This window comes from Peptoniphilus rhinitidis 1-13, from assembly GCF_000246925.1.
Taxonomy (GTDB): domain Bacteria; phylum Bacillota; class Clostridia; order Tissierellales; family Peptoniphilaceae; genus Peptoniphilus_A; species Peptoniphilus_A lacydonensis.
This window is the reverse complement of record NZ_BAEW01000006.1, coordinates 20,114-46,388: the sequence shown is the minus strand read 5'-3', so window position 1 is coordinate 46,388 and position 26,275 is coordinate 20,114. Positions and strand designations below refer to the sequence as shown.

28 protein-coding genes are annotated in these 26,275 nt (G+C 29.2%); 20 read left to right on the top strand and 8 right to left on the bottom strand.

What is annotated here, in order from left to right; translation table 11 throughout:
* Positions 1-40: 40 nt before the first annotated feature.
* Complete coding sequence (gene ftsZ, locus RH95_RS05270; protein ID WP_010245523.1) at positions 41-1,132, top strand: cell division protein FtsZ; 1,092 nt, start codon at positions 41-43, stop codon at positions 1,130-1,132.
* Between the two features lie 36 nt (positions 1,133-1,168).
* Here ftsZ and RH95_RS05265 read toward each other — a convergent pair whose 3' ends face one another.
* A complete protein-coding gene (locus RH95_RS05265; protein WP_010245520.1) occupies positions 1,169-2,308 on the bottom strand; it encodes a tRNA(Met) cytidine acetate ligase in 1,140 nt (379 codons plus the stop codon).
* 101 nt (positions 2,309-2,409) lie between these two features.
* Here RH95_RS05265 and RH95_RS05260 point away from each other — a divergent pair, with 101 nt between their 5' ends.
* From RH95_RS05260 to RH95_RS05225, 8 genes are all read left to right on the top strand, one after another.
* Complete coding sequence (locus RH95_RS05260) at positions 2,410-3,606, top strand: acetate kinase (RefSeq protein WP_010245517.1); 1,197 nt, start codon at positions 2,410-2,412, stop codon at positions 3,604-3,606.
* Positions 3,607-3,677: 71 nt separating this feature from the next.
* The gene (locus RH95_RS05255) at positions 3,678-4,217 is read left to right on the top strand and encodes a YceD family protein (RefSeq protein WP_010245512.1); all 540 of its coding nucleotides are present in this window, start codon (positions 3,678-3,680) and stop codon (positions 4,215-4,217) included.
* A gap of 2 nt (positions 4,218-4,219) precedes the next feature.
* Complete coding sequence (rpmF, locus tag RH95_RS05250; RefSeq protein ID WP_010245509.1) at positions 4,220-4,402, top strand: 50S ribosomal protein L32; 183 nt, start codon at positions 4,220-4,222, stop codon at positions 4,400-4,402.
* Between the two features lie 116 nt (positions 4,403-4,518).
* The gene (locus tag RH95_RS05245; protein WP_010245505.1) at positions 4,519-5,091 is read left to right on the top strand and encodes a hypothetical protein; all 573 of its coding nucleotides are present in this window, start codon (positions 4,519-4,521) and stop codon (positions 5,089-5,091) included.
* A gap of 8 nt (positions 5,092-5,099) precedes the next feature.
* Positions 5,100-5,651, top strand: a complete 552-nt coding sequence (locus RH95_RS05240; RefSeq protein WP_010245502.1) for a hemerythrin domain-containing protein — start codon at positions 5,100-5,102, stop codon at positions 5,649-5,651.
* Positions 5,652-5,731: 80 nt separating this feature from the next.
* Positions 5,732-6,601: an S-layer homology domain-containing protein gene (locus RH95_RS05235; protein ID WP_010245499.1), complete on the top strand. Its 870-nt coding sequence runs from the start codon at positions 5,732-5,734 to the stop codon at positions 6,599-6,601.
* Positions 6,602-6,675: 74 nt separating this feature from the next.
* A complete protein-coding gene (locus RH95_RS05230) occupies positions 6,676-7,026 on the top strand; it encodes a hypothetical protein (RefSeq protein ID WP_010245497.1) in 351 nt (116 codons plus the stop codon).
* A gap of 237 nt (positions 7,027-7,263) precedes the next feature.
* On the top strand, positions 7,264-8,526 hold the full coding sequence (locus RH95_RS05225; RefSeq protein WP_010245494.1) for a sodium/glutamate symporter: 1,263 nt from the start codon (positions 7,264-7,266) through the stop codon (positions 8,524-8,526).
* Positions 8,527-8,629: 103 nt separating this feature from the next.
* Here the strand turns inward: RH95_RS05225 and RH95_RS05220 are convergent, their stop codons facing one another.
* Positions 8,630-9,877, bottom strand: coding sequence for a hemolysin family protein (locus RH95_RS05220; protein WP_010245492.1), 1,248 nt, complete (start codon positions 9,875-9,877; stop codon positions 8,630-8,632).
* A gap of 86 nt (positions 9,878-9,963) precedes the next feature.
* On the bottom strand, positions 9,964-11,790 hold the full coding sequence (gene glmS, locus RH95_RS05215) for a glutamine--fructose-6-phosphate transaminase (isomerizing) (RefSeq protein WP_010245490.1): 1,827 nt from the start codon (positions 11,788-11,790) through the stop codon (positions 9,964-9,966).
* A 292-nt stretch (positions 11,791-12,082) separates the two neighbouring features.
* Here glmS and RH95_RS05210 point away from each other — a divergent pair, with 292 nt between their 5' ends.
* From RH95_RS05210 to RH95_RS05175, 8 genes are all read left to right on the top strand, one after another.
* Entirely contained in the window at positions 12,083-12,802 is a 720-nt protein-coding gene (locus RH95_RS05210) for an acyl-[acyl-carrier-protein] thioesterase (RefSeq protein WP_010245487.1), read from the top strand.
* 77 nt (positions 12,803-12,879) lie between these two features.
* Positions 12,880-13,629: a peptidylprolyl isomerase gene (locus RH95_RS05205; protein ID WP_010245484.1), complete on the top strand. Its 750-nt coding sequence runs from the start codon at positions 12,880-12,882 to the stop codon at positions 13,627-13,629.
* A gap of 7 nt (positions 13,630-13,636) precedes the next feature.
* Positions 13,637-14,968, top strand: a complete 1,332-nt coding sequence (locus tag RH95_RS05200) for a GTP pyrophosphokinase (protein WP_010245481.1) — start codon at positions 13,637-13,639, stop codon at positions 14,966-14,968.
* 48 nt (positions 14,969-15,016) lie between these two features.
* The gene (pepD, locus tag RH95_RS05195; protein WP_010245478.1) at positions 15,017-16,471 is read left to right on the top strand and encodes a beta-Ala-His dipeptidase; all 1,455 of its coding nucleotides are present in this window, start codon (positions 15,017-15,019) and stop codon (positions 16,469-16,471) included.
* A 14-nt stretch (positions 16,472-16,485) separates the two neighbouring features.
* Positions 16,486-16,821, top strand: a complete 336-nt coding sequence (locus RH95_RS05190; protein ID WP_010245475.1) for a DUF1292 domain-containing protein — start codon at positions 16,486-16,488, stop codon at positions 16,819-16,821.
* 8 nt (positions 16,822-16,829) lie between these two features.
* The gene (gene mnmL, locus RH95_RS05185) at positions 16,830-17,738 is read left to right on the top strand and encodes a tRNA modification radical SAM protein MnmL/YtqA (RefSeq protein ID WP_010245472.1); all 909 of its coding nucleotides are present in this window, start codon (positions 16,830-16,832) and stop codon (positions 17,736-17,738) included.
* Positions 17,735-18,160, top strand: a complete 426-nt coding sequence (locus tag RH95_RS05180; RefSeq protein WP_010245470.1) for a hypothetical protein — start codon at positions 17,735-17,737, stop codon at positions 18,158-18,160. Before mnmL ends, RH95_RS05180 begins: the two co-directional genes overlap by 4 nt.
* 103 nt (positions 18,161-18,263) lie before the next feature.
* Complete coding sequence (locus RH95_RS05175; RefSeq protein ID WP_010245466.1) at positions 18,264-18,818, top strand: DUF6648 family protein; 555 nt, start codon at positions 18,264-18,266, stop codon at positions 18,816-18,818.
* Positions 18,819-18,877: 59 nt separating this feature from the next.
* Here RH95_RS05175 and RH95_RS05170 read toward each other — a convergent pair whose 3' ends face one another.
* The gene (locus tag RH95_RS05170; protein ID WP_010245465.1) at positions 18,878-19,135 is read right to left on the bottom strand and encodes a putative signal transducing protein; all 258 of its coding nucleotides are present in this window, start codon (positions 19,133-19,135) and stop codon (positions 18,878-18,880) included.
* 158 nt (positions 19,136-19,293) lie between these two features.
* On the opposite strand from RH95_RS05170, the gene RH95_RS05165 reads away from it, so the two are divergent.
* Together RH95_RS05165 and RH95_RS05160 are read left to right on the top strand one after the other, a co-directional pair.
* Entirely contained in the window at positions 19,294-20,598 is a 1,305-nt protein-coding gene (locus RH95_RS05165; RefSeq protein WP_010245462.1) for a sodium-dependent transporter, read from the top strand.
* Positions 20,599-20,715: 117 nt separating this feature from the next.
* Positions 20,716-21,009, top strand: a complete 294-nt coding sequence (locus RH95_RS05160) for a hypothetical protein (RefSeq protein ID WP_010245459.1) — start codon at positions 20,716-20,718, stop codon at positions 21,007-21,009.
* Between the two features lie 53 nt (positions 21,010-21,062).
* On the opposite strand, the gene rpsD is transcribed toward RH95_RS05160, so the two are convergent.
* Complete coding sequence (gene rpsD, locus RH95_RS05155) at positions 21,063-21,659, bottom strand: 30S ribosomal protein S4 (protein ID WP_010245455.1); 597 nt, start codon at positions 21,657-21,659, stop codon at positions 21,063-21,065.
* Between the two features lie 230 nt (positions 21,660-21,889).
* Between rpsD and RH95_RS05150 the strand changes: the two genes are divergently transcribed.
* Positions 21,890-23,233, top strand: a complete 1,344-nt coding sequence (locus tag RH95_RS05150; protein WP_010245452.1) for an oxaloacetate decarboxylase subunit alpha — start codon at positions 21,890-21,892, stop codon at positions 23,231-23,233.
* A 107-nt stretch (positions 23,234-23,340) separates the two neighbouring features.
* On the opposite strand, the gene RH95_RS05145 is transcribed toward RH95_RS05150, so the two are convergent.
* The 3 genes from RH95_RS05145 to RH95_RS05135 are packed head-to-tail and all read right to left on the bottom strand — an operon-like array spanning position 23,341 to position 26,274.
* Positions 23,341-24,306: an ABC transporter ATP-binding protein gene (locus RH95_RS05145; protein ID WP_010245449.1), complete on the bottom strand. Its 966-nt coding sequence runs from the start codon at positions 24,304-24,306 to the stop codon at positions 23,341-23,343.
* Complete coding sequence (locus RH95_RS05140) at positions 24,303-25,334, bottom strand: ABC transporter ATP-binding protein (RefSeq protein ID WP_010245446.1); 1,032 nt, start codon at positions 25,332-25,334, stop codon at positions 24,303-24,305. Before RH95_RS05140 ends, RH95_RS05145 begins: the two co-directional genes overlap by 4 nt.
* A 10-nt stretch (positions 25,335-25,344) precedes the next feature.
* A complete protein-coding gene (locus tag RH95_RS05135; RefSeq protein WP_010245443.1) occupies positions 25,345-26,274 on the bottom strand; it encodes an ABC transporter permease in 930 nt (309 codons plus the stop codon).
* Between the last annotated feature and the right edge of the window lies 1 nt (position 26,275).

Genomic DNA, 26,275 nt, shown 5'->3' with positions numbered 1-26,275 from the left:
GAATATAAAATTAATTAATTAGTATACGAGGAGGATGTTTATGTTGGAATTCGATATGGACCAAGATGAATTTGCCAAAATTAAAGTAGTTGGCGTTGGTGGCGGCGGAAACAATGCTGTAAATAGAATGATTGACGCTGGTGTTAAGGGCGTTGAATTTTTAGTATTTAATACTGATAAACAAGCACTTAAAAATTCACTTGCTGAAACAAAAGTGCAACTTGGCGAAAAAATAACTAAGGGACTTGGTGCAGGTGCAAATCCAGAAGTTGGAGAACAAGCAGCAGAAGAGTCAATTGATGAAATTAGGGAAGCCCTTGAAGGTGCAGACATGGTATTTATTACTGCAGGAATGGGCGGAGGTACTGGTACCGGTGCAGCTCCTGTTATTGCAGATGTTGCAAAAGAATTGGGCCTTTTAACTGTTGGTGTTGTTACAAAACCATTTACATTTGAAGGAAGAAAGAGAGCAAAATCTGCTGAATCAGGTATAAATGCTCTAAAAGGAAAAGTTGATACATTAGTTATAATTCCAAATGACAGACTTTTAAGTATTGCAGATAAAAAAACTAGCTTCTCACAAGCATTTGAAATGGCAGACGATATTTTAAAACAAGGTATTCAAGGTATTTCAGATTTAATTTCTGTACCAAATTTAATAAACTTAGACTTTGCAGACGTGAAAACTATTATGTACGACAAAGGCGTTGCACATATGGGTATTGGTCGTGCATCTGGAGATGAGAGAGCTACTGAAGCAGCAAAACTTGCAATAAATTCTCCTCTATTAGAAACATCTATACAAGGGGCAAAATCAGTTTTACTTAATATTACTGCAGGTTCCGATCTTGGTATATTTGAAGTTAATGAAGCAGCTGATTTAATTAGAGATTGTGTATCTGAAGATGCAAATATTATATTTGGTGCTGGAATTGATGAATCCCTTAAGGATGAAGTTAAGATAACAGTTATTGCAACTGAGTTTGATCAATATAAAGATGACAAAAAAGATAAAAAGGAAAATAAGGTTGAATCAAATGCAAAATCGCCCATTGAATCAAATCTTTCTGAAGATGAAGATGATAATGGAGAACTTAAAATCCCATCTTTCTTAAGAATAAACAGAAAATAAAATTAAGATTTAAACACTGGATATTTTTCCGGTGTTTTATTTTTTGTAAACTTTTGTAGCAAAATCTGTTTTTATTTTTCCTTTTTTTATATTATATAAATTACTTGCATATATTTCTTTTTCAAGCATCTCTTTTATTATTCCATCTGAATTCTCGTAGTATTTTTTAAGAGAATAAATTTTATTTATATTTTGTGATTTTTTTAAAATTTCTATGCCATTTTTATCGCAAGCAAGCACTCTTGTATAGGGATACTCAAAGGATTTTTTTATCAAATCTTTTTTTATATCTAATAAAATTTCTAATAAAAGTCTTTTTATTCTCGAGCGACTATGCCTTTTGGAATAAACTTTTTCTATAAAATCTTCAAAGTTTTTGGCATCTAAATTTTCTAAAATTCTGTTTTCTAGTCCAACTTCATAGTCAAAGTAATCTAAAAAATTTATTTTTTCTGAAATGATTTTGTATTTAAAAATTTCAAAGTAATTTTCTAAATTGTTTTCTGGAATTATTTTATAATTTGGGATAAACTTTTCTACATTTATACCTTTATAAATTCTATTTCTTATAAAAGATGCAGAGGCAAAATCTTCATAAGAAAAATTATCATCGTGATTTACACTTTTTCTTGGAATTGAATGTGGCTCTATACTTGAATTTAATTTTTTTAGATTTTTTATATATTCAAGACCCAAAATATTATTTGGTTTCTTTAAAATTTCTTTTTCTTCAAAAGTTAAAAAATCCATAGCAAGTTCGCGAGATTTAATGTAAGAATTACCTTTATGTAGAAAATTTTTAATTTTTCCGTCGTCAAAGTTTTCATCTATTTTATTTTGCAATTTTTCTAGAGTTTTAAAATTATCTTCGCTTCCAAAGTAAAGTCTATTAACAATTCTCATGGAGTTTAAAATATTAATTCCACCACGAGCAAATATTTCTGCATTTGATGTGGAATAAATTACAGGATTTTCTAGAACAATGCTCGCACCATTATCCACTGCAATTTTAGCTCTTTCATATTTATTTATAATTGCAGGTTCTCCTCTTTGTACAAAGTTTCCGCTCATTATAACTACTATATAGTCGCTGTATTCATTTTTGATTTTTTGTATTTGGTATGCGTGACCATTGTGAAAGGGATTGTATTCCGCTATTATAGAAGCAATTTTCATATTTTAAAACTCCAATTATTGACTAAAATCTTCATCTGTTATAATATTATTATTAGATATTATACTATATTTAATAAATAAAAAAAATATGAGGAGGAAATATGAAGATATTAGTAATTAATTGCGGATCGTCTTCTTTAAAATATCAACTTATTGATATGGAAACTGAAGAATTGATGGCAAAGGGTCTAGTTGAAAGAATTGGGATTGAAGGTTCAAGAATTAAGCATGAAACAATAGGAAAGGAAAAGAAAACTATTGAAACAGCAATGCAAGATCACAAAAGAGCATTGGAACTTGTTATGGAATCTTTAACTAATGAAGAATATGGTGCAATTAAATCTCTTGATGAAATTGACGCAGTGGGTCACAGAGTAGTTCACGGCGGCGAAGATTTCGCTAAGTCTGTAATTATAGATGAAAAAGTTTTAAAAGGAATAGAAGATAATGTTGAGATAGCTCCTCTTCACAATCCACCGAATATTATGGGAATTAAAGCTTGTCAAAGACTTCTTCCAAATGTTAAACAAGTTGCAGTATTTGATACAGCTTTCCATCAAACTATGCCTCGCGAAAGCTATATCTATGCACTTCCTTACGAATATTATGAAAAATATAAAATTAGAAGATTTGGTTTCCATGGAACTAGCCACAAATACATCACAAATAGGGCAGCAGAAATGCTTGGAAAAGATGTAAATGAAGTTAATTTAATTACTTGTCACCTTGGGAATGGTTCAAGTATTTGTGCAGTTAAAAATGGTAAGTCAATTGATACATCAATGGGATTCACACCACTTGAAGGACTTGCAATGGGAACTAGATGTGGAGATTTAGATCCAGCTATTCTTCCATTTTTAATGGAAAAAGAAAATCTTTCTGCTGAAGAATTAAATACACTTATGAATAAAAAATCTGGGGTTCTTGGAATTTCTGGAGTATCAAGTGACTTTAGAGATATTGAAACTGCAAGAGATGAAGGAAATGAAAGAGCAAAGCTTGCACTTGATATTTTTGAAAAAAGGGTTCGCGGATATATTGGATCATACATGACAGAACTTGACCATGTAGACGGTATTGTATTCACAGCAGGTGTTGGTGAAAACTCAGTTGAAATGAGAGAATCAATTGTAAATGGCTTATCTTCTCTTGGAATTAAAATTGATCCAGAAAGAAATAATGTAAGAGGAGAAGACAAACTTATTTCTTCTGACGATTCTTCTATTAAAGTTCTTGTTATTCCAACTAATGAAGAGCTTATGATTGCAAGAGATACTAAGGAACTTGTCAACGCATAAATTTTAATATTCTATTGACAATTTCTTTTTTGAAAGTTATAATTATTTGTATGTATTTTTGAGGTGAGTATATGAAATTAGATCTAAGCTCTTTTTTGTCGTCTAACGATGTTAGATTAGATTTTGAAGGAAATTTAACTGATAATGATACAGATTTAAATTTAGAAGATCTAAATCTCATTTATCCCGTAGAGTACAATGGATATATTCATGATTTGACAGGGGAGTTAGAACTTTGTCTAAATATTTCCTACAAATTTAAGACAACTTGTGACAGATGTCTTTCACCTTTTATTAATGAAAAAAAGACTAATTACAAGGGTTACAATTTTAAGGATACAAGTTTATATGATAGAGATTCAGTAGATGAGTATTTTAAAGTTGAAGAAGATTCAATAGATCTTTCCGAAATTATTTTCTCCCAAATAATTACATCTATTGGTGGAAAAAATTTGTGTAGTGAAGATTGCAAGGGTCTTTGTCCACGATGTGGCAAAAATTTAAATGAGGGACCATGTAATTGTAAGGTGCATGATCATAGTCTTAATGAAGAGGAAATAGATCCAAGATTTGGAAAGTTATTAGATTTATTTAAAGATGAGGAGGTGTAAAAATGGCCGTACCAAAGAGAAAAACGTCAAAACAAAGAAAGAATAAGAGAAGAGCATCTTCTTACAGATTAAATAAAGCGACAGTAGTTGAATGTCCTAACTGCCATGAAATGAAATTACCTCATAGAGTTTGTTCTAATTGTGGACACTATGCAGGCAAAGAAATTATTGCAGAAGCAGAATAACAAAGTGAAAGTGAGACTCAGGTCTCGCTTTTTTTAATATATTTTTTATTATGTGATAAATGTCACATTATTTTTTTGTTCTAAATGTTATTATTTTATTAGAAAAGAGGGATAAGATGAGTTTATTTTTAGGACATATACACTATATGATGTATAATAAAATCATTTTTCAAGAAGAAATTTTAGATTATTTATTAGATTTATCAAAGGACAAAGAAAACATTTTGGAAGAACTTGATAATGATTTTCCTATTGAAAAAGGAGATTTAAAAAATATTATTGATGAAAACAACATTCACGGCTGGTTAAATGATAGAGTAAATAGAAGTGAAAATAGACTGGCGAAAGCTGTTTCAATTCTACTTAAAGACTTTGATCTAGAAGAATTAAAGAAAAGATATTTTGAATTTGGGAAAAATTATGACGCAGGGAATTTCCCCATGGAAGTTTTTCAATTTATTACTTCTAAATTTTTAGATGGAATGCCTTGCGACCACGCTCTTACGATAATTAAAGATGATGAGGATGAATTAATTTTTAGGGTAATAAGCGATGTGCACAAAGAAATTTGGCAAAAATTTGTTGATCCAGAAATTTATTGGACACTTCGCGATGAATTCATTAAAGGAAGTTTGGTTGATTCAAAATTAAACTTCGAAAACATTAATGGAGATTACGTCATTAGGTAGGTGATAAAATGAAAATTTTAAAAAATGAAATCGATTATTTGGAAAAAGAACATGAAGAGATACTTAGTTTTTGTGACAAAATGGAAGAAAAATGTATTGAAGTTTTAAATGGAAATGTGGATGAAGAATTTTTTAATAAGGCAATAGTTTTTATAAGAAATTATGCAGACGGAAGACATCATAAAAAGGAAGAGGACATTTTATTTAAAGCGATGCTAGAAAATCTGGGACCAGTTGCGGAAAAAGTTGTGCGTGGTGGAATGCTTGTGGAACATCAAATGGCTAGAAATTATGTGACAGAACTTGAGAAGAGTTTAGATGATTTTAAAAGATATAGTTGTGAAAAGAATAAACTTTATATAATAACAAGTGCGATGAGTTATGTCACTCTTCTTCGAAACCACGCAGAGAAAGAAAATGAAGTTGTCTACCCCTTTGCTCTAAAAAATTTACCTGAAGATATAAAGAAAAAAGTTGCAATGGATTTAAAAAAGAGAATTGATGAAGAAATGAAAAATAATTTTGAAAAAGAAAAATTAATGAGAGATCTGGGAATATAAAGATTACAAAATTATTACAAATTATAAAATTTAAAGATTTTTCCAAGGATTTTTGTTATTATTAATCCTCGAGGTGAAAAATGAAAAAAATATTTATATTTATAATAGTTTTAATTATGCTACCTTTTAGTGTTTTTGCATCAAAAGAAATTGCAATGCCATTAAATGTGAGTGCTATAAAAGAAAAGGAAAATTATACTTTTGAAGTTAAAAATGCAAATAAAAATGATCAAATAGAAGTCGAAGTTACAAGCGTAGTAAATTCAAATAAAAAATCAAAAATAATAAAAAATATATCAGAAAAGAATAATAAGAAGTATATCTCCATTTCTCAAAGTGAACTTGATAATTTAGTTGGACCTTCAAGCGGATATAGTTTTAGACTTAGATTTGCAAAGGGAGATAATAATTCTAATTTTACAGGTCCACTTCATTTGGGAAAGGCAACTGTATTTAGAAATTATAGTTCTTGGGCTTATGAAGATCTTTTAAAGGCACAAAATTTAAAGATTTTATCTAAAGATACTTTTTCAAATGCAAAGGGAGAAATAACTAGAGAAGAGCTTGCAGAAATTGTTGTAAAAACTTATGAAACAAAGTATAAGAGAAGTGCACAAGGTTCTGTAAAACATTTTACAGATACTGACAATAAATATGTAAACATGGCTTATGATCTTGGACTTATGAAGGGGAAAAGTGATGGAAAGTTTTTGCCCAAAGCTCACATGACAAGAGAAGATTATGCAGTTGTAATTTCTAATTTATTTAATTTAAGGGAAAGTAAAAATATAAAAATAGAGGATGAAAAAAATATTTCTAATTACGCAAAGGATTCTGTCAACAAATCTATAAGTGGAAATTATTTAAATTTGGATTCAAATAAAAAATTTAATCCTAAAAATGAAATGAAGAGGGAAGAAGTTATTTCATCTATTGTGCGTAATATTTAACAGAAATTTTACAAATATATTTAATTTGTATATAAAATTAAATAATTATGTTATAATACTTTCAAGGTGAGTTAATGAAAAAAGTAATTTTTGACATTAGTCCACTTGGAAGTTTTCAATTTTCTTGTGAGACTTATATGATTTATTATAGGGAAAAATATGGCGAAGATATTTTTTTCTACACTAGAAGAGATGGAAAGTACATAAAAGTAGAAGACAGCGACGAACTTAAAAATTTAAAAAACAGAGTAATGTTAAAAGTTGATCTTGGAAATGAGGTGGAAAGTATACCCCACAACTACGATATGAGAGTTATTCCTATTTCAGAAGATCAAGAAGATGATGAAACTTTGATAGATATTGTGGAAAGACTCGGCAAAGATGCAAGTTGGAAAGATTCAAATATTCAAGTAGTAGAAGTTTAAAATTGAAGAATTTTGTAAGATGTTCCCTAATATTTAGATTAGGGAATTTTTCTATTATTTAATTCCACATCGAAAAATTTCAGATGCAAATAATGTAATAATTATTAATTAAGTAAAAAAGTAATTCATTAAAGAAAAGTTTTTATACAATAATATTATCTGTGCTATAATGTAAATAAAGACGATACTTATAATTATAATATGAAGTTATGTCTAATTATATTAAGGGGGTTTTTTATGACACTAGAAAGTGTACTAAATTATTTTGGAACTTACACTCCTGGCGAAAATGGAGGAGTTGCATCATTTGAGTTTGAGTATTTGTGTACTCTTGGGATAGCAGCTTTGATAATTTTTGCAGGAAGATGGTGCGTAAGTCACTCAGCTGCTCTTAAAAAGTATGCAATACCTGCACCAGTTGTTTCAGGACTTATATTTTCTGTAATTATTGCAATAATAAAATTATCAGGACTTATAGCCTTTAGTTTTGATGCAAAGATTACGAAAGATCTTGCACAAAATGTATTTTTCTTGACAGTTGGATATGGGTTTTCCGCATCTTTATTTAAAAAAGCTGGTGGAAAACTTATTTTTAACATAGCTTTTGCAGCTTGTTTATTGATTACTTTACAAGATATTGTTGGCGTTTTAGTTGGAAGGGCAATAGGAATGCATCCATTATTTGCACTCCAATGTTCTTCAGCAGCAATGTCTGGTGGGGTTGGAACAGCATCTGCCTTTGGACCTATTTTTGAAAAATGGGGAGCACCTGAAGGAATAACGGAAATAGGTGTTGCAGCAGGAACTATGGGAAATATTATGGGATCATTAATTGGTGGACCTGTTGCAGCATTTTTAATTAGAAAAAATAATTTAAAAGCTGATCCAAATGATAGACCAGAATCTGAACTTAAAAATGAAGTTCATGCATTAAATGACGGGAGAATGATTGTTGCTTTTGCAATGGTTCTTTTAGTTTCAGCATTAGGAATGCCTATATATTTCTTACTTGATAGTATCCCTGGAATTGAAATGCCTAAGTTTATAGGATGTTTATTTGCTGGAGCAATTGCAAGAAATATTATTGAAAAAAGAGGAAAGGATACTTATGTAGCAGAAATAAGTGCAATTGAGCATATGTTTTTGGAACTTTATCTTGCACTAGTTTTAATGACAATAGATATAACAAAACTTTTAAGCCATTTAGGACAAATGGGAATAGTTTTGTTAACTCAAGCAATTTTAATTGCACTATTTACAATTCTAGTTTCTTATAATTTATTTGGAAGAAATTATGGCGCAGCTGTAATGGCAGCTGGAAACTGCGGTTGGGGTTGTGGCTCTGGACCAAATGCAGTTGCAAATACAAAAGCTGTAATGGACACTTATGGTTATAACAATATAGCTTGGGTATTGTATCCATCTTTTGCAGTAATAATTGATGATATTTATAATCCACTTTTCTTATCTTTCTTTGGTAAAATAGTTAGTGGAATGTAATAATTTAAATGGAGTGAGTTTTTGCTTACTCTATTTTTTTATAAACTTGTGCTTATTAAAAATTCCTATTAAAACTTTGACAGAAGAATTAATAGGGATTTTTTTATTTATTTTGAAGTTCTAAAAGGATCTTTTCTATTCTATTTTTTTTACTTTTCATTATAGTAAATTTTAGATTATCAATTTCTATAACTTCATTTGGTTTGGGAAATCTGTCTAACTTTTCAATTATAAATCCTCCAACAGAATCAAATTCATGACACTTAAGTTCAGTCCCAAGTCTTATATTTATTTCGTCAATATTTACAGATCCGTCAATTAAATATTTGTCTTGTGCAACTTTTACAATGTCTTGATCTTCTTCGGTGTCATATTCGTCAGAGATTTGTCCAACAATTTTTTCGATAATGTCTTCAAAAGTTATCATGCCTTCTGTTCCCCCGTATTCGTCAGTTACAATTGCAACAGAAAGTTTATTTTGCCTCATTTCATTGAAAAGTTTACCTGTGGGTTTGTATTGAAAAGTGAAAAAAGGTTTTTTAAAATAATCTTTATTTTCTGATAAAGTTTTGGATTTGTCCATGCGGAAAATATCTTTCACATTTAAAATTCCAATTATATTATCTAAGCTGTCTTCATATACGGGCATTCGTGAATAAGAATATTCAGAAATTTTTTCAAAAATCTCAGCATAATCGTCTTCTATATCAATGGCAATTATGTCAGTTCGTGGAGTCATTATGTCCTTTGCATAATTGTCCTTAAATCCAATAACATTTTGAATCATTATAGACTCATTTTTATTTATTATCCCTTCTTCAATTCCAAGATCCATTGCGTCTATTAAATCATCTTCTGTTATGATTGAATCTTTGTAAGTTTTTTCTTTTGTTGCAATTTTAATTATATTTTGAGATAAAAAAGTTATAAACATTGAAAGAGGTCTTATAAAGATAATAAGAAATTGTAAAAATTTTGCATATTTTGGCACAATTTTTTCATAATTATTTTTTCCTAAAGTTCGTGGCAAACTTTCTCCAAAAAGTATTACTATAATTGTTGAAATTATTATTCCAATAATTATTCCAAGGTAATTCCACTTATTAAAGAAAAATAATGACATAAAAATTACAACTAAAGAATTACAAAAATAATCTAGAATAAGCATTGAAGAAAAAATATTTTCTTTTTCCACAAGTTTTTTTATTATAGATAGATTTTCTATTTCTAAATCTTCAAGTTTAGAAATTTTAGCAGGGCTAAGAGTCAGGTAGGCATTTTCTATTAGTGTGAACAAATAGGAAAAATAAAGTGCTACAAAAGATATTGTCAAATATATGTATTCAGTCATTTAAAATTCAACTCCATTTAAAAAATATATACCCTAAAAATTTTTGATAAAAACAAAAAAGCCGCCCATAGGCAGCTTTAAATTCATTATTCAACAGTTACTGATTTTGCTAGATTTCTAGGTTTGTCTACATCATTTCCTAAAAGAACTGAAGAGTAATAAGCAAGTAATTGCTCAGGTATTACGGCAAGAAGTGGAGTCAAAAGATCAATTGTGTTTGGTATTTCAATTACAACATCGCAAGAATCATTTACAAATTTATTTTTTTCTTCTGTTATTGAAATAACTATTGCACCCCTAGCAATTAGTTCCTGATTGTTTGAAATAGTCTTTTCTAGAATGGATTCTTGAGTAGCAACAGAAACAACAGGTGTACCTTCTTCTATGAGGGCAATTGATCCGTGTTTTAATTCACCAGAAGGGAAGGCTTCAGTGTGAATATAAGAAATTTCTTTTAACTTCAAAGCTCCTTCTTTTGCTGTTATAAAATCAAGTGATCTACCTGTGTAAAAAATTGATTTGGCATCTTTAATTGAATATGCAATATTTTCAAATTCATCTTTATGTTTTAAAATTTCTTCTATTTGTGAAGGAATTTTTTCCATATTTTCAATGATTTCTTTTACTTCATTTTCTGAAATTTTATTTAATTTAAGAGCGATGTCCATTGCCAAGAAGTAAAGTGAAATAATTTGAGTTGTGTAAGCCTTAGTTGATGCAACAGAAATTTCTGGACCTGCATAACAATAGATTACCTTGTCTGCTTCTCTAGAAATAGTTGAGCCAACAACATTTGTAACTGCAAGAGTTTTTGCTCCACAGCGTTTTGCTTCTTTAAGTGCAGCTAATGTGTCTGCTGTTTCACCAGATTGAGATACAAAAATAACTAGAGATTTGTCATCTAAAAACATATTCTTATATCTAAACTCCGATGCAATTTCAGAAATTACAGGAATTTTTGCAAGTTTTTCAATTGCAAATTTGCCAGCTTCTCCAGCATGAAAAGCAGTTCCACAGGCAGTTACATATATTTTATTTATGTCTTTTAATTCTTCAAGTGAAAAACTTCCTTCAGATGGAAGATCGACTTTATAATCTTTATGTTTAATGGAAATAACATCTTTTAAAACACGAGGTTGTTCGTGAATTTCTTTAATTAAAAAATGATCGTAATCTTCCTTTGAAGCAGCATCGGGAGAAATTTTAACTTCAGTTACTTCTCTTTCTACTTTTTTGTGATTTTTATCATATATTGTGTAAGAATTCAATCTCATATCTAAAGTATCGCCATCTTCTAAATAAATAACTTTATTTGTGTGTTCGATTACAGAAGTTATGTCGCTTGCAATGAAATAACCATCTTCACAAATTGCAAAGAGAAGAGGAGAAGAATTTCTAACAGCAATTAGCCTATTGGGTTCATTTTCGTCAATTATTCCAAGACTGTATGCTCCTCTTAAAACTTTTGTGGATTTAAAGACAGCTTCTAAAATATCTTCATCGTAATTATAAGAAATTACATTTGGTATTACCTCTGTATCAGTTTGTGAAAGAAAATTGTATCCTTTGTCAATTAAATTGTTTCTAAGTTCAAGATAATTTTCAATTATTCCATTGTGAACAACAGAAATTTTTCCGTCACTTGATAAATGAGGATGAGCATTTATTTCACTTGGTTCTCCATGAGTTGCCCATCTAGTGTGGCCAATGCAAATATTAGAATGAAAATCATCTAAATTAAAGGAATCTTCTAAATTTTTTATGCGTCCCTTCTTTTTAAAAGTTTTTAATTTATTCTCACTTACAAAGGAAAGTCCCGCAGAGTCGTAACCTCTATATTCTAATTTTTTTAAACCTTCTAGCACCAATTTAGGTGCGTTATTTTTTCCAATATAGCCTACTATTCCGCACATATTTCTACCTCCAAATTTATTAGAGATTCACTGCATTTATTTTGTTGTAAAATTTCTTTTACTTTTTGTAAAATGCTTAGGCTGTGAAACCTCTAGAGCATCCGCCGAAATTCGATGACTCTATACCTCGTCAGCCACTTGGGCTCAGGCGCTTAAATAATTTTTATCTCTTTAAGTGATTTTATCATAATGGTAATTTAAAGTAAACTTTTTGAAAGACATGATATTTATGTAAAATTTTTTATAAAAATCAAATTAAACTTTTTATGATAAAATTAAATTTGGAGGTATTATGATTTACGAAAAAGAATTTACAGTTTACGATTTTCTATGTAAGAATGGGGAACTGACTTTAAAAAATATAATTAATTATTTTATTGAAACTTCTAATTTGCATTCACTTTCAGTTGGGCTTTCAAGTAGGGAGTTAATGGAAAATAATTATACATGGATGATTTATAAGTGGAGAATAAAGATTTTAAAATATCCAAAAGTCTTTGACAAAATAAAAGTGAAAACTTGGGCAAGTGGATTTAAAGGGTTAAATGCAGAGCGTGAATTTGAAATGTATTTAGATGATGAAAAAATTGCATACGCTTCATCTATTTTTTTGTTAATAGACTTGAACAAGAGAAAACCTGTTGTAATACCTGAGTATTTTGCAGAAAGATTTGGAATAAAGGAAGAAAAATATTTTGAAAAAATAAAAAGAATAAATTTAAAAAAAGATGAGAAAGTACTTAATGAAGCTAATTACAAAATAATGAAAAGGGATATAGACATAAATAATCACGTTAACAACAGTATCTATGCGGAACTTTTATTTGAATCATTGCCAGAAATTTACTCTGAAATAAAATTTTCTGAAATAAATATAAATTATATGAAAGAATTAGTCTTAGGTGATAGAGTTGTTATTGATGTTTATTTAGAAAAGGATGAATTTTATTTTTTCTTCAGAAATGAGGATAGTAGTGAGATGTATGCTAGAATATGGGCTAATGTTAATTAGTTGAAAAAATTTTTTTGAGATGGTAACATGAGTTATAGAAAATTTGAATTATTTAAGTATAAATGGAGGTATTAGTTATGGATAAAGATAAAATTTTAGCGACAGTAAATGGCAAAGAAATCACAGGTGTTGATTATAATTTATTTTTAGATTCTCTAAATCCACAAATAAAACAATATTTTGCTGGCGAAGATATGAATAAAGAAATTATAAACGAACTTATTTATCAAGCTCTTTTATACGAGGATGCTATTGCTAAAGGAATGGATAAAGACGAAGAATTTTTACAAGTTGTTGAGAAAACTAAGGAAAGTATGTTAAAAAATTATGCTCTTGGAAAACTTCTTGCAACTGTTGATGTTACAGAAGATGAAGTAAAAAAATTCTATGAAGAAAATAAAGAAGCTTTTAAAGAAAAAGAAAGTGCAAATGCTTCTCATATTTTAGTTAGTGAAGAAGATAAGGCAAGAGAAATTTATGAAAAAGTAAAAGATGGGGAAGACTTTGAAACTCTTGCTAAGAAAAACTCAACTTGCCCTTCAAAGGAAAAGGGTGGAGATCTTGGCACTTTTACTAGAGGTCAAATGGTAAAAGAGTTTGAAGATGCAGTTTTTGAAAATGAAGTTGGAACTGTAACTGAACCTGTAAAAACACAATTTGGTTATCACATTATAAAAATAAATGAAAAAAATGAAGGTAGAGATTTAGAATTTGATGAAGTAAAAGACAAGATTTTTTCTCAACTTAAAAGACAAAAAGAACAAGATCTTTACAACAAAAAAATTGAAGAATTAAAAGAAAAATATGATGTCAAAATGAATGTATAGGTGAAATATGAAACTTGAGCTTTTTGATTACATCGATGATGTAATGAATCTTTTTGATTATCACAAGATAGAACTTGCCGGAGTTAATAAAGAGCTTAAAAAATATTTTTCTGAATTACTAGAAAATGATGACAGATTTACTAATATAACTACAAGAATGAAAACTCAGGAATCTCTAAGGGAAAAATTAATTAGGAGAAATTTTTTTATGAGATTTCCTGACCCCGTTCGCGGGTTCAAACAAATTCAGGATCTTGTTGGAATAAGAATTGAGTGCCGCTTTATAAAAGATGAAGAAGATTTATACAAAAAAATTATAGAAGATTTTACTATAAAGGCTGAAAGAGGATATTATAAGTCAAATAAAAATAAAAAGATAAGACTTAAACTAGATGATCCTCAGCCTCAAACTCTTGCAAATGGTTTCACAATGTATAAACTTGATGGAGAGTATGATACTGGATCATTTATTTATTGTTTCGAACTTCAGATAAAGTCTTTTGTAAATGTGTTTTGGGGAGAAATTGATCACAAACTTCTCTACAAAAATTACAATTATATAATTACAGAAGGATTTTTTAGGGAAATAATGAATTCTATAAATGATAATCTAAAAATGATAGATAAACAACTTATGATTCTATATGATCACGTGAAAAAACAAGATGCTTCTGAAGTTATTTCTGCAGAGAGTCAACTAAAAGCATTGCTTTCAAAGATTCTTCATGATGTTTTCTCTAGAAAAATTCACGATGAGTTGGGATTATTTATTAATATTAAGACAATAACAGATGTAGTTGTTGATTTTTTATTTATGAAATCTTCTAAGAACAAAGATTTGAGTTATGGTGAAAATTTTATTGATTTAATAAATAAAATTAACTCAGTTTCTGGGAATGAGATGGATGTTGAAGAGTACATAGTTTTTAGAAATAATCCAAAATATTATGACTCTTTCTCAAAGGGAATAACAGAAATCTTGGGAAAAGTTTTAAATAATGATTTAGAATGGAATATTCTATTTAAAATGATAAAGTTAATCTCTCAAGAATCCTATGGAGAAATTTTTACAGAATTTATAATTTTTGTAAGATATGATTATACTTCTTGTTTATATAAACTTTTTGAAGATAAAAAGTTAGACAAAGAATCCTGCGAAAGACTGGAAAATGAAATACTTTCAATTGTAATTGATGAGTTTAGAGAAAAGCCTTCTGCTGACTTTTTGTTAGACAAGTCCATTAAAAAATTTAATTCTGTGCTTTTAGAAATAGGAAAAAGTGATGCAACAAGTGAAGAAAAGATATTGAAAATATTTAAAGATAATTATACTTTTTAAACTATAAATATTCTTCTGACTTATGTATAATAGACCTAGGAGGTTTAAATGAAAGAAACAAATTCTTTATTAGAGAATAGAACTTTTTATTACTTTGATAAATTGACAAAAATCCCTAGATGTTCTTGTGAAGAGGAAAAAATTAGAGAGTATTTAATTAATTTTGCAAAGGAACATAATCTAGAATATAAGACAGATGAGATTGGAAATGTTGTTATAATTAAAGAAGCAACAAAAGACTATGAAAGTGTGGATAGTGTAATTTTACAAGGACACATGGACATGGTTTGTGAAAAAACTCCTGAATGTCAAATTAATTTTTCAAAGGATCCTATAAAATATGAAATTGAAGGCGACAATATAATTGCAAAAGAAACAACTCTTGGTGCAGATAATGGGATTGCTGTTGCCATGATTCTTGCAATTTTGGAATCAGATGAATATAAACATCCAAAAATTGAAGCTCTTTTTACAGTAAACGAAGAAAGTGGAATGACTGGAGCAGCAAATCTTGGAAAGGGAATGGTTACTTCAAATAGACTTTTAAATGTTGACTCTGAGACAGAAGGAGTGGGATGTATTTCCTGCGCAGGTGCAGAAAGAGATAAAATAATTTTAAAAAAAGATTACAAAAATTTAAATAAAAATAAGAGTTTTTATGAGATAATTGTAAATGGATTAAAGGGCGGACATTCTGGTCAAGAAATTCAAGTTGGACTTGGAAATGCTATAAAACTTTTGGGTAGAAGTCTTTACAAGATTTTTGAAAAAGTTGATGCTGATTTAATAGAAATTGAAGGTGGAGCAAAGCCAAATGCTATCCCAAGATATTCAAGAGCTATTATAGCTGTAAATGAAGAAGATATAAAAGAAATTCAAGATATAATTGTAGAATTAAATTCAGATTTTGTCACAGAAATTGGAAAAGTTGATCCTGATGTTAGACTTAATTTTGAAAAATCAAGAGATTCTTTTGACAAAGCTTTTTCTGATGAATTAAAAAATAATATTGTGAACCTTTTAAATTTACTTCCAAATGGGGTAATAAGCATGAGTAAGAACATACATGGCTTAGTTGAAACTTCTGTAAATGTTGGAGTAATTGAAAATGTTAAAGATTCTGTAAATATTATTTCAAATATTAGATCATCTGTTTCTTCTGCAAAAGAATATGTCGGAGAAATTAATAAAATTGCAACAAAAAATCTTGGTGCAGATTTTGAAATAATTACAAAATATCCTGCATGGGAATACAAAGAAAACTCTCCTTTAAGAGATGTTGCAAAAGAAGCTTACAAGGAAGTGAGCGGAAAGGAATTTAAATTAGAAGCAATTCATGCAGGCCTTGAATGTGGTATTTTTGTAGAAACTATTGGTGATATAGATATGCTTTCCATAGGACCAAATATGGCGGGAGTTCACGCACCTGGAGAACATCTTTCAATATCATCTACAAAAAGGACATTTGAATTTTTAATTAAAATATTAGAAAATTTAAAATAAATTTTGGAGGAATTATGAATAACGAAGAAAAAAAATTACATGAACACGACGAAAATTGTGAATGTGGATTAGATCACGAACATGAAGAAGAAGGTTATCAAACTATTACACTTACACTTGATGATGACAGTGAAATGGTGTGCATAGTTCTTGGAATTTTTGAATGTGAAAATGAGGAATACATTGCTCTTCTTCCTGAAGATGAAGAAGATGGCGAAGATGTATTTATCTACAAATATAAAGAAATTGACGAAGAGGAAGTTGAACTTGATATTATCGAATCAGAAGAAGAATTTGAAAAAGTTTCAAAAACTTTTGAAGAGCTTCTTGATGATGGGGATGAAGAATAATTTTCTAGATGATTTACAGAAAGTATTCTGACTTTTTAAGAGAAAAATTTGGTGAAAAAGTCTATAAACTTCCGGTTAAACTTGATTTAACTTGTCCTAATAGAGATGGAACTTGTGGATTTGGTGGATGTATTTTTTGTGGAGAAGAAGGCGGAAGCTTTGAAAATAATAATGGAAGTGTAAGAGAGCAACTTTTACAAAATAAGGAGCATATAAAAAAGAAATACAAGGCCAATAAATATATTGCTTATTTTCAAAATTTTACAAATACTTATATGGAATTTGATGATTTTAAAAAAGTGATAGAAGAATCCCTTATAGAAGATGTTGTTGGTGTGAGCATTTCTACAAGACCAGACTATCTTCCACAAAGACATTTAGATTATTTGGAAGAGTTAAGTAAAGAATATTTTGTGACAGTTGAAATTGGACTCCAAACTCCAAATTATCACAGTTTAAAAAAGTTAAATAGAGGTCATGGCCTTTCGGAATTTATTGATGCAGTTTTAAAATTAAAAAAAAGAAATATTAATGTCTGCACTCACATTATAATAGGCCTTCCTTGGGACGATAACTTAGATATTGTTGAGTGTGCGAAGATTTTAAATGTTCTTGATATTGATGAAGTAAAGATTCACGCTCTTTATATTTTAAAAGACACTGCTCTTGGAGATATGTATGAAAAAGAGGAAATAAAACCAATTTCTTTAAAAGATTATGAGAATAAAGTTATACTCTTTTTAAGAAATCTCAAAGATGATATAATAGTAGAAAGAATAATAGGAAGAGCACCTTATGAAAATTCTCTTTTTTGTAATTGGAATACTTCATGGTGGAAAATTAGAGATGAAATAGTTATGAAAATGCAAGAAAATGGATACACTCAGGGTGATCTAGTGAAAGGAGAAATACTATGATAAAGTATATTTTAGGAAGTAAAGGCGCTGGAAAGACAAGATGGTTAATTGACAGTGCAAATGAAGATATGAAAAATGGTGATGGAAATATTGCCTTTGTTGAAGTTGATGACGACCATATTTTTAGTTTAGATTACAATGTAAGACTTATTAATGCAACTGAATATAGATTAAATTCCATTGATAGCTTTTATGGTTTTATTTGTGGACTTCTTGCAATGGACTATGATCTACACAAAATTTATGTTGACGGAATTTACAAAGTACTTTCACTTAATGTTGAAGATTTAGAACATCTTTATAATAAAATTTCTAAAATTCCTGATGCTGAAAATAAAGAAATTTATATAAATGTTGATTATGTAAAAGAAGATATGCCAGAATCCCTAAGAGATCACTCTTTAGAAGTAACTTATAAATAAGGTGTTAATTGTGGATAGAAAACTTATTGCTAGAATTATTGCGATTATACTTGTAATTGCAATGATAATCCCAGTGTTTCTAAGTGTAATTTAATGGTGCCTTGTGGAGTTTAAAAGAAGGAAAGGACTTTTTGAAGATTTTTTTGAACATAGGTCTTATTTAATTATGCAATATACTAATGGAGATCTTTCAAAGAGAGAATTTTTGCAGAAAAATTTTGATTACTTTGCAATTAGAAATGCAAAGCCCTATATAAAAGTGGATTCTTATGAAAAGGGAATGTATAACTATCAATATTATAATGTAATGGCGAAATATTACAGATCTCTTTCTAAAGATGTAAAAAATACGAAAAAACATTCAAAATATTATAATTATTATTTAAATTTAACAAATAAATATTATGATTTAAAAGATGAATCGGTCTTAGACATTTTATATATACAGGATTTTAAAAATGTAAGGGCTTATTTTATCAATTGTGAATCGAAATCTCTTAGAAATGAACTTTACGAGATAGTATTGGAAGATAAGAAAGAAGCAATATTTCATTCAAAAGCACCTTGGCTTTTAGAAATTTTAAAGAAGGAAAGTGTTTTTGAAGATGAAATGAAGACATCAATAATAGACCATTATATAAACGAAAAATATTATTAACAATAAATCCCTGCTTTTAAGTAATCTTTATTAATGATTATTTAAAATCAGGGATTTTTCTAATCAAAATTTAATCCATCTGTATCTTCATTATCTTTCATAAAATAAACTAAAAGTTCATTTGCACTTTCAAAATCTTTTTCAGAAACGTATATTCCTTTTTCATAAATCGAAAAACCTGAAATAATTCTCATAAAATCACCTTCGTCTTTTACAAAATAAGGTATTTTATTGTCCTCTAAAAAAGCACAGACTTCGTCAAATATAAGCTTATTAGTTGAACTTACAAGTTTTACATATTCAATATCTTTTTTCATATTATCACCTAAATAAATTATATCATGAATTGAATTAGTATTTTTTAAAAATATTTAAGTTTAAGAAACATAAAATATAGGATTAGATTACTTTATCTATTTAAAAAAAAGGAATTTTGTGATAATATTTTTAGTAATATAAAAAAAGGAGGTAACATATGTCAAAACAAAATGAAGGATTTTCATCGATAATTGGATTTATTATGGTTGCCATTGGACTCGCTCTTGGTATAGGAACTTTATGGAGGTTTCCATATGTAGTTGGAGAAAATGGTGGAGCAATTTTTATATTTTTATATATTTTAATTATTTTAGTTATAGGAATTCCTCTTATGACTTGTGAAGTTACGATAGGTTATGCTACTGGTAATGCTGCGATAGACGCTTATAAAGTTCTAAAGCCTAATACTAAGTGGTATCTAGCAGGATATCTTCACACAGTGGCAGCACTAATAATTGTTGGTTACACATCAGTTATATATGCATGGATTATAAAATATATTGGAGGTGCTTTTTCTGGTGATTTTATTGGACTTACTAGTGAAGGGATTCAAGCTTATTTTGATGGTTTTAACGCAAATAAACCAATTGTATTTTTATTTTTCTTAATTAATTTTATATTGAATGATGCTGTAATTATTTTAGGAGTACAAAAGGGTATAGAAAGGGTTTCAAAAATTTTAATTCCGATTTTATTTGTAATAATGATTGTAATAATAATATTTGGACTTAGACTTCCTGGAGCAAAGGATGGAATTGAATTTTTATTTAAACCAGACCCTTCTAAATTTTCATTAAATTCAATCATAATTTGTCTAGGTCAAGCTTTTTTTGCTCTTGGACTTGCCATGCTGGGATCTATGGTATTTGGATCTTATATTAAAGAAAAAAATGAAAATATATTTAAAGACTCTTCTGTAATTTGCATTGCACTTGTATTTGCAGGAATTTTATCAGGACTTATGATTTTGCCAATAGTTTTTGCAACTGGTCTTACACCAGGAGAAGGGGTAGGACTTACATTTTTAACTCTTCCACTTGCATTTAATGTTGTACCTTTTGGAAGAATTTTGTCTGTATTATTTTATTTTGGTTTTTATATAGCAGCTTTTACATCGTCAGTTGGAGTATTAGAAGCAATTGTAGGGCAATTTATGGAAAGATTTAAACTTGAAAGAGTAAAGGCACTTATTTTTGCAAATATTATAATAATTATAATAGCAGCTATTTCAATTTTTATCGATCCAGCATTTGCATTTATAGATAATTTAGAAAGTAATTATATTTTGGTTATTGGATGTCTATTAATTGCACTATTCTCAGCAAGAGCATGGAAAATGGAAAATGTATTTGAAGCAGCAAATATAAAAAATAAATTTATTAGAACTTGGATGAATGTAAGTATAAAATATATATCACCAGTTGTTATTGTGATAATATTTTTAAGTCAATTTATAAAATAAAAAATTTATAAAAAATAAGTCGCATGGATAAATTTCTTCGGCTTATTTTTCTTTAGTATTTAAATTAAATTTTTTATGTAAATTATAAAGATTTTATTTTTTATGAGGTGATTTATTATGGATAATTTTTTGTTAGAATTAAAAGTTGTAAATCCTTTTAAAGTATCCTATGCTTTTTTAGATACAAAAGATGAATATGTTTTAAGAAAGTTAAGAGAAGAATTAAAAATAAATAAATCCAAAGTATATTCTAAAGAAGGGAATAATTTGAATGTAACTATTATATTTTTTTCTAAGAAAAATAAAGATGAATTTTTAAAACTTATGGACAGAATATATAGTGATCTTTTCTTATTAGGGTATAGAAAAGAAGAATTAAATATTTTAAATACTATTTCAAATGAAGTATAATAATAAAACATAGAACCAAAAAAAGACCCCAGAAAGGGTCTTTTTCGTTTTCATTACATATTCTTTGAATAAAATTCAACGATTAATTGGTCTTCAATTTCTATTGGAACATCTTCTCTATTTGGTAGAGAAACTAAAGTTGCTTTAAAGTCTTCATCCTTAGAGATATAAGGATAATTTACAACAAGATTAGTGTTGTAATTTTCTTTAAATAATTCAACTTTTCTTCCTTTAGTAGAAAGTGCAATTACATCACCAGCTTCACATCTATAAGATGGAATATTAACTTTTTTTCCATTTACAGTTAAATGACCGTGAGTAACCATTTGTCTAGCTTGTCTAATTGAAGATGCAAAGCCCATTCTGTAACATAAGCTATCAAGACGTCTTTCAAGGAATGTTACAAGATTAGGACCAGTTTGGCCTTGAGTTCTTTGAGCTTCTTTAAATAGATTAACAAATTGTTTTTCAAGAACACCATAATATGCTCTAAGTCTTTGTTTTTCTAAAAGTTGCTTACCATATTCAGTAAGTTTTTTATCGCTTCTTGCAGTACCCCTTGTAGCTTTTTTCATAGCCTTTGGGTGACCACATACATTTAGTCCAAGTCTTCTTGATTGCTTGAACTTTGGATCCATCATTTTTGCCATTTTTATCAAACTCCTATAAATTTTCGCCGCGATAATTTATAAGCCGATAGCATTATACTAGAAATGTGGTAATTTGTAAAGTTAAAAAATAGTTAAAATACTTTACAAGGGAATAAATATAATTTATCAGAAATAGTTTTCTTATATGAAAAAATTTTAAAAAGTTATGTTATACTAAAATAAGTAGGAATAAATTTATTAATAAAATATTTGTATATTCTGGAGGAGTTATGAAAAAGATAGATTTTGTTGATACTGTTCTTCGAGATGCACATCAATCACTTATGGCAACTAGGATGACCTATAAAGATATGGAACCTGCCCTAGATAAACTTGATAAAGTTGGATATAGAGCACTTGAATGTTGGGGAGGGGCTACTTTTGATTCTTGCATAAGATATTTAGACGAAGATCCTTGGCAAAGAATTAGAAATATAAAATCTCATTTAAAGAATACAAAAACACAAATGCTTTTAAGAGGTCAAAATCTTTTGGGATATAAAAATTATCCAGATGATGTAGTAGAAAAGTTTGTAGAGCTTTCTGTGAAAAATGGTGTTGATATTGTAAGAATTTTTGATGCACTTAATGATATGAGAAATGTAGAAATAGCGCTTAAAGCTACTAAAAAAGCTGGGGCAGAAGCACAAGTTGCAATTTGTTATACTACTTCTAAAGTTCATACAATAAAATATTTTACTGATCTTGCAAAAAAGATTCAAGATATGGGAGCGGACTCTATTGCAATAAAAGATATGGCGGGTATTTTAACTCCTTATAGCTCAAGAGATTTAGTTAAATCATTGAGAAAAGAAATAGATATTCCAATAGAACTTCACACACATGAAACTACAGGTTGTGGGTCTATGACTTATTTAAAAGGTGTTGAAAAGGGCGCAAATATTTTAGATACGGCTCTTTCACCATTTTCAGGTGGCACAAGTCAACCGCCAACGGAAACTCTTGCCATTATTTTAAGAGAAGCAGGATATAAAGTAGACCTCAATCTAGATATTTTAAATGAAATTGCTCCATACTTCCAAGAAGTTAAAAATAAATATTTAAATAATGGGACAATGAGAGTTAAAATGATGCAAGTTGATCCAAAGGGACTTATTTATCAAGTGCCAGGTGGTATGCTTTCAAACTTAAATTCTCAACTTTCTGCAGCAAAACAAGAGCATTTATTTGATAAAGTTCTTGCAGAGGTGCCAAATGTTAGAAAAGATATGGGTTATCCACCACTTGTTACACCAATGAGTCAAATGGTGGGGACACAAGCTTCTTTCAATGTCATGACGGGAAGTAGATATAAAATGGTTCCAAATGAAATTAAGGACTATTTAAAGGGAAACTATGGAAAGAGTCCAGTTGAAGTTGATTCTGAATTTAGAAAATCAATTATAAAAGATGCAGAGGTTATTACGGATAGGCCTGCAAATCATCTTGATCCAGCTCTTGATAAATACAAACAAGAAATTGGAGATCTTGCAAAGAGCGAAGAAGATGTATTAACTTATGCTTTATTTCCACAAGTTGCAAAAGATTTTTTAAAGAAAAAATATAATAAATAAATTTTAGATACTATTAGATTTTCTAGTAGTATCTCTTTATTTTCTCAACAAAATAAAAAGTGACCTTATATTGTAATAGAGTCACTTTTCTTAGATCCTAAATTAAATTAATCGTATAAATGGCAAGCAACGAAATGTCCTGGTTTTACTTCTCTTAATTCAGGTTCAATTTTACGACATTTTTCAAAACATTTTTCGCATCTTGATTGAAATTTACAACCGACTGGTAAATCGATAGGGGAAGGAATTTCACCTTTAAGTGGAGTTCTATTTTTTATTCCAGCATCAGGATCGGGAATTGGTATAACTGAAATAAGTGCTTGTGTATAAGGATGAAGTGGATTTTCATATATATTTTCTTTGTCAGCAAGTTCCACAATTGATCCTAAATACATTACTCCAATTCTATCTGATATGTGTTTTACCATTGATAGGTCATGTGAAATAAATAAATAGGTAAGACCTAATTCTCTCTGCAATTTTATAAGTAGATTTACTACTTGTGCCTGTATAGAAACATCAAGTGCAGATATAGGTTCATCGCAAACTATAAATTCAGGTTCAACTGCAAGAGCTCTAGCTATGCCTATACGTTGTCTTTGACCACCAGATAGTTCTCTTGGAAATCTTGCACCATGTTCTGCATTAAGGCCGACCATCTTTAAAAGTTCGGAAACTTTGTTGTGTATTTCTTTTTCTGTTTTTTCGGGGAAGTGAACTCTCATACCTTCAGCTATTATATCTCCAATAGTCATACGTGGATCTAGAGAAGAGTAGGGGTCTTGAAAAATTATTTGGGCTTTTTTCTTAAATTTTTTTAAATCTTTTTTAGATTTGATTTCAGAAACTTCGACTCCATCATAATAAACACTTCCGCCAGTTTTTTTATGAAGACCAATGATCGTTCTTCCACAAGTTGTTTTTCCACAGCCACTTTCACCAACAAGACCAAGGGTTTCAGTTTTATATATATCAAAACTTACATTATCCACTGCCGTTAATTTTTTATTTTTTCCAATATTAAATTTCTTTTCAAGATGATCAACTTTTATCAAAACTTCTTTATTATTCATAGTTCACCCCCTAAATCTTCTTGAGCTTCTTTTGCGTAAGGATGATTTCTCCAACAATAAGATCTGTGCGTTGGTGAAATTAAAGTTTTTTCTGGTTTTTGTTTTCTACAAATTTTCATTGCATACTTGCATCTGTCGGCAAAGGGACATCCTTTTATTTCTAAAAGTAAATCAGGTGGTGTTCCTCCCAAAGAATAAAGTTCTTCTTTGGACTCAGTGTCGAGCCTTGGAACTGATTTTAAAAGTGCTTCAGTGTAAGGGTGATTTGGAGTTTTAAATATTTCTCTAACTTTTCCTTCTTCCATAACTTCTCCAGCATACATTATAAGAATCCTGTCTGCAAAATCCGCAACAACACCGAGATCATGAGTTACCAATACTATTGCAGTATTTTTCTTTTCCTTTAGTTCAGAAAGGAGTTCAAGTATTTGTGCTTGGACAGTAACATCAAGGGCAGTTGTAGGTTCGTCAGCAAGTAGAATTTTTGGATTACAAGCTAGGGCGATGGCAATCATAACACGTTGTCTAAGTCCTCCAGAAAGTTCAAAGGGGTATTGATTAATTCTTTCTTTTGGGTTTGGAATATTTACAAGTTCTAATAATTTTATAGCTTCTTCATTGGCTTCTTGTTTATTCATGTCAGTATGAAGAAGAAGGGATTCTGTAATTTGTTTGCCTATTTTTGTTGTTGGATTTAATGATGTCATAGGATCTTGAAATATCATAGAAACATCAGATCCTCTATAATCTTTAAGTCTATTTTTTTTCATTTTTAAAACATCTTCGCCATTAAAAAATATTTTAGAACCTTCTTTTATTTCAGAAGTGTGTTTAGGAAGAATTTGTAAAATAGCTTTTGAACAAACTGTTTTGCCACATCCACTTTCTCCAACAAGTGCGAGAGTTTCTTTCTCTTTAAGGTCGAAAGAAATTCCTCTAACTGCTTTTACCTCTCCAAGATAAGTGTTAAAAGATACATGGAGATTTTGAACATCTAAAACTTTTTTTTCATCGTTTATATTAGTCATAATTACCTCCTTAATCTCTTAAACTTGGATCTAGTGCGTCCCTTAATCCGTCACCAATTAATGTAAAGCATAGCATAGTTATTGCGATTAAAAGTCCAGGGAAAAATAATTGGTAAGGATAAAATAAAAATTTAGTTTGTGCAGCTGCCGCCATAGCACCCCAAGAAGTATTAGGGGGTTGTACTCCAAGTCCTAGATAACTCAAGAATGCTTCACTAAAAATGTAACCTGGAACATCAAAAGAAATTGAAACTAAAATTACATTTAAAGTGTTGGGTAGCAAATGCTTTAATATAATATCTTTATCTGAAACACCAAGAGCTTTAGCTGCAAGGACAAAGTCTTGCTCTTTTAAAGATAGAATTTGACCTCTAACAAGTCTTGCAAGACCACACCATCCTGTGATAGTCATAGCTAGTATTAAGGCTCCATAACCTGTGTCTTTGATTGCAAGTCTAATTATGATTACAAGAAGTAAGTAGGGAATTGAATATAGTATTTCAACAATTCTCATCATTATGGTGTCAACTTTGCCACCAAAATAACCGGATATGGCACCATAAATTCCACCTACAATAGTTCCTATTAATGCACCTACAATTCCTATTACAATAGAAACACGTCCACCTTTCCATAACCTTGTGAATATATCACGTCCAATATCGTCAGTTCCAAACCAAAATTCTGAATTAGGCTTAGTATTACTTATACCAACAACTTGGTCAAATTCGTAACTATTGATATATGGGCCGACAATAACGAGAATAGTTATAATACCTAATAAAGCAAGTGAAAATAAAGCTAATTTATTTTTCTTAAATCTTCTCCACGCATCAGACCAATAGGTTACCACTGGACGTCCTATAAATTCGGAATTTTTTTCTTCATTTGAAATTTTTTTAAAGTCATCTCTATTTAAAGTATGTTTTGTATTTTCCATA

Bases quoted from the DNA above. Each gene is read 5' to 3' on its own strand.
- pepD (WP_010245478.1), top strand. From the start codon at position 15,017: ATGAAAGAAACAAATTCTTTATTAGAGAATAGAACTTTTTATTACTTT.
- glmS (WP_010245490.1), bottom strand. From the start codon at position 11,790: ATGTGCGGAATAGTAGGCTATATTGGAAAAAATAACGCACCTAAATTG.
- RH95_RS05180 (WP_010245470.1), top strand. From the start codon at position 17,735: ATGATAAAGTATATTTTAGGAAGTAAAGGCGCTGGAAAGACAAGATGG.
- RH95_RS05205 (WP_010245484.1), top strand. From the start codon at position 12,880: ATGGATAAAGATAAAATTTTAGCGACAGTAAATGGCAAAGAAATCACA.
- RH95_RS05225 (WP_010245494.1), top strand. From the start codon at position 7,264: ATGACACTAGAAAGTGTACTAAATTATTTTGGAACTTACACTCCTGGC.
- RH95_RS05135 (WP_010245443.1), bottom strand. From the start codon at position 26,274: ATGGAAAATACAAAACATACTTTAAATAGAGATGACTTTAAAAAAATT.
- rpmF (WP_010245509.1), top strand. From the start codon at position 4,220: ATGGCCGTACCAAAGAGAAAAACGTCAAAACAAAGAAAGAATAAGAGA.
- RH95_RS05200 (WP_010245481.1), top strand. From the start codon at position 13,637: ATGAAACTTGAGCTTTTTGATTACATCGATGATGTAATGAATCTTTTT.
- RH95_RS05265 (WP_010245520.1), bottom strand. From the start codon at position 2,308: ATGAAAATTGCTTCTATAATAGCGGAATACAATCCCTTTCACAATGGT.
- RH95_RS05235 (WP_010245499.1), top strand. From the start codon at position 5,732: ATGAAAAAAATATTTATATTTATAATAGTTTTAATTATGCTACCTTTT.
- RH95_RS05150 (WP_010245452.1), top strand. From the start codon at position 21,890: ATGAAAAAGATAGATTTTGTTGATACTGTTCTTCGAGATGCACATCAA.
- mnmL (WP_010245472.1), top strand. From the start codon at position 16,830: ATGATTTACAGAAAGTATTCTGACTTTTTAAGAGAAAAATTTGGTGAA.
- RH95_RS05165 (WP_010245462.1), top strand. From the start codon at position 19,294: ATGTCAAAACAAAATGAAGGATTTTCATCGATAATTGGATTTATTATG.
- RH95_RS05140 (WP_010245446.1), bottom strand. From the start codon at position 25,334: ATGACTAATATAAACGATGAAAAAAAAGTTTTAGATGTTCAAAATCTC.
- RH95_RS05170 (WP_010245465.1), bottom strand. From the start codon at position 19,135: ATGAAAAAAGATATTGAATATGTAAAACTTGTAAGTTCAACTAATAAG.
- ftsZ (WP_010245523.1), top strand. From the start codon at position 41: ATGTTGGAATTCGATATGGACCAAGATGAATTTGCCAAAATTAAAGTA.
- RH95_RS05145 (WP_010245449.1), bottom strand. From the start codon at position 24,306: ATGAATAATAAAGAAGTTTTGATAAAAGTTGATCATCTTGAAAAGAAA.
- RH95_RS05220 (WP_010245492.1), bottom strand. From the start codon at position 9,877: ATGACTGAATACATATATTTGACAATATCTTTTGTAGCACTTTATTTT.
- RH95_RS05255 (WP_010245512.1), top strand. From the start codon at position 3,678: ATGAAATTAGATCTAAGCTCTTTTTTGTCGTCTAACGATGTTAGATTA.
- RH95_RS05190 (WP_010245475.1), top strand. From the start codon at position 16,486: ATGAATAACGAAGAAAAAAAATTACATGAACACGACGAAAATTGTGAA.
- RH95_RS05245 (WP_010245505.1), top strand. From the start codon at position 4,519: ATGAGTTTATTTTTAGGACATATACACTATATGATGTATAATAAAATC.
- RH95_RS05210 (WP_010245487.1), top strand. From the start codon at position 12,083: ATGATTTACGAAAAAGAATTTACAGTTTACGATTTTCTATGTAAGAAT.
- rpsD (WP_010245455.1), bottom strand. From the start codon at position 21,659: ATGGCAAAAATGATGGATCCAAAGTTCAAGCAATCAAGAAGACTTGGA.
- RH95_RS05260 (WP_010245517.1), top strand. From the start codon at position 2,410: ATGAAGATATTAGTAATTAATTGCGGATCGTCTTCTTTAAAATATCAA.
- RH95_RS05230 (WP_010245497.1), top strand. From the start codon at position 6,676: ATGAAAAAAGTAATTTTTGACATTAGTCCACTTGGAAGTTTTCAATTT.
- RH95_RS05160 (WP_010245459.1), top strand. From the start codon at position 20,716: ATGGATAATTTTTTGTTAGAATTAAAAGTTGTAAATCCTTTTAAAGTA.
- RH95_RS05240 (WP_010245502.1), top strand. From the start codon at position 5,100: ATGAAAATTTTAAAAAATGAAATCGATTATTTGGAAAAAGAACATGAA.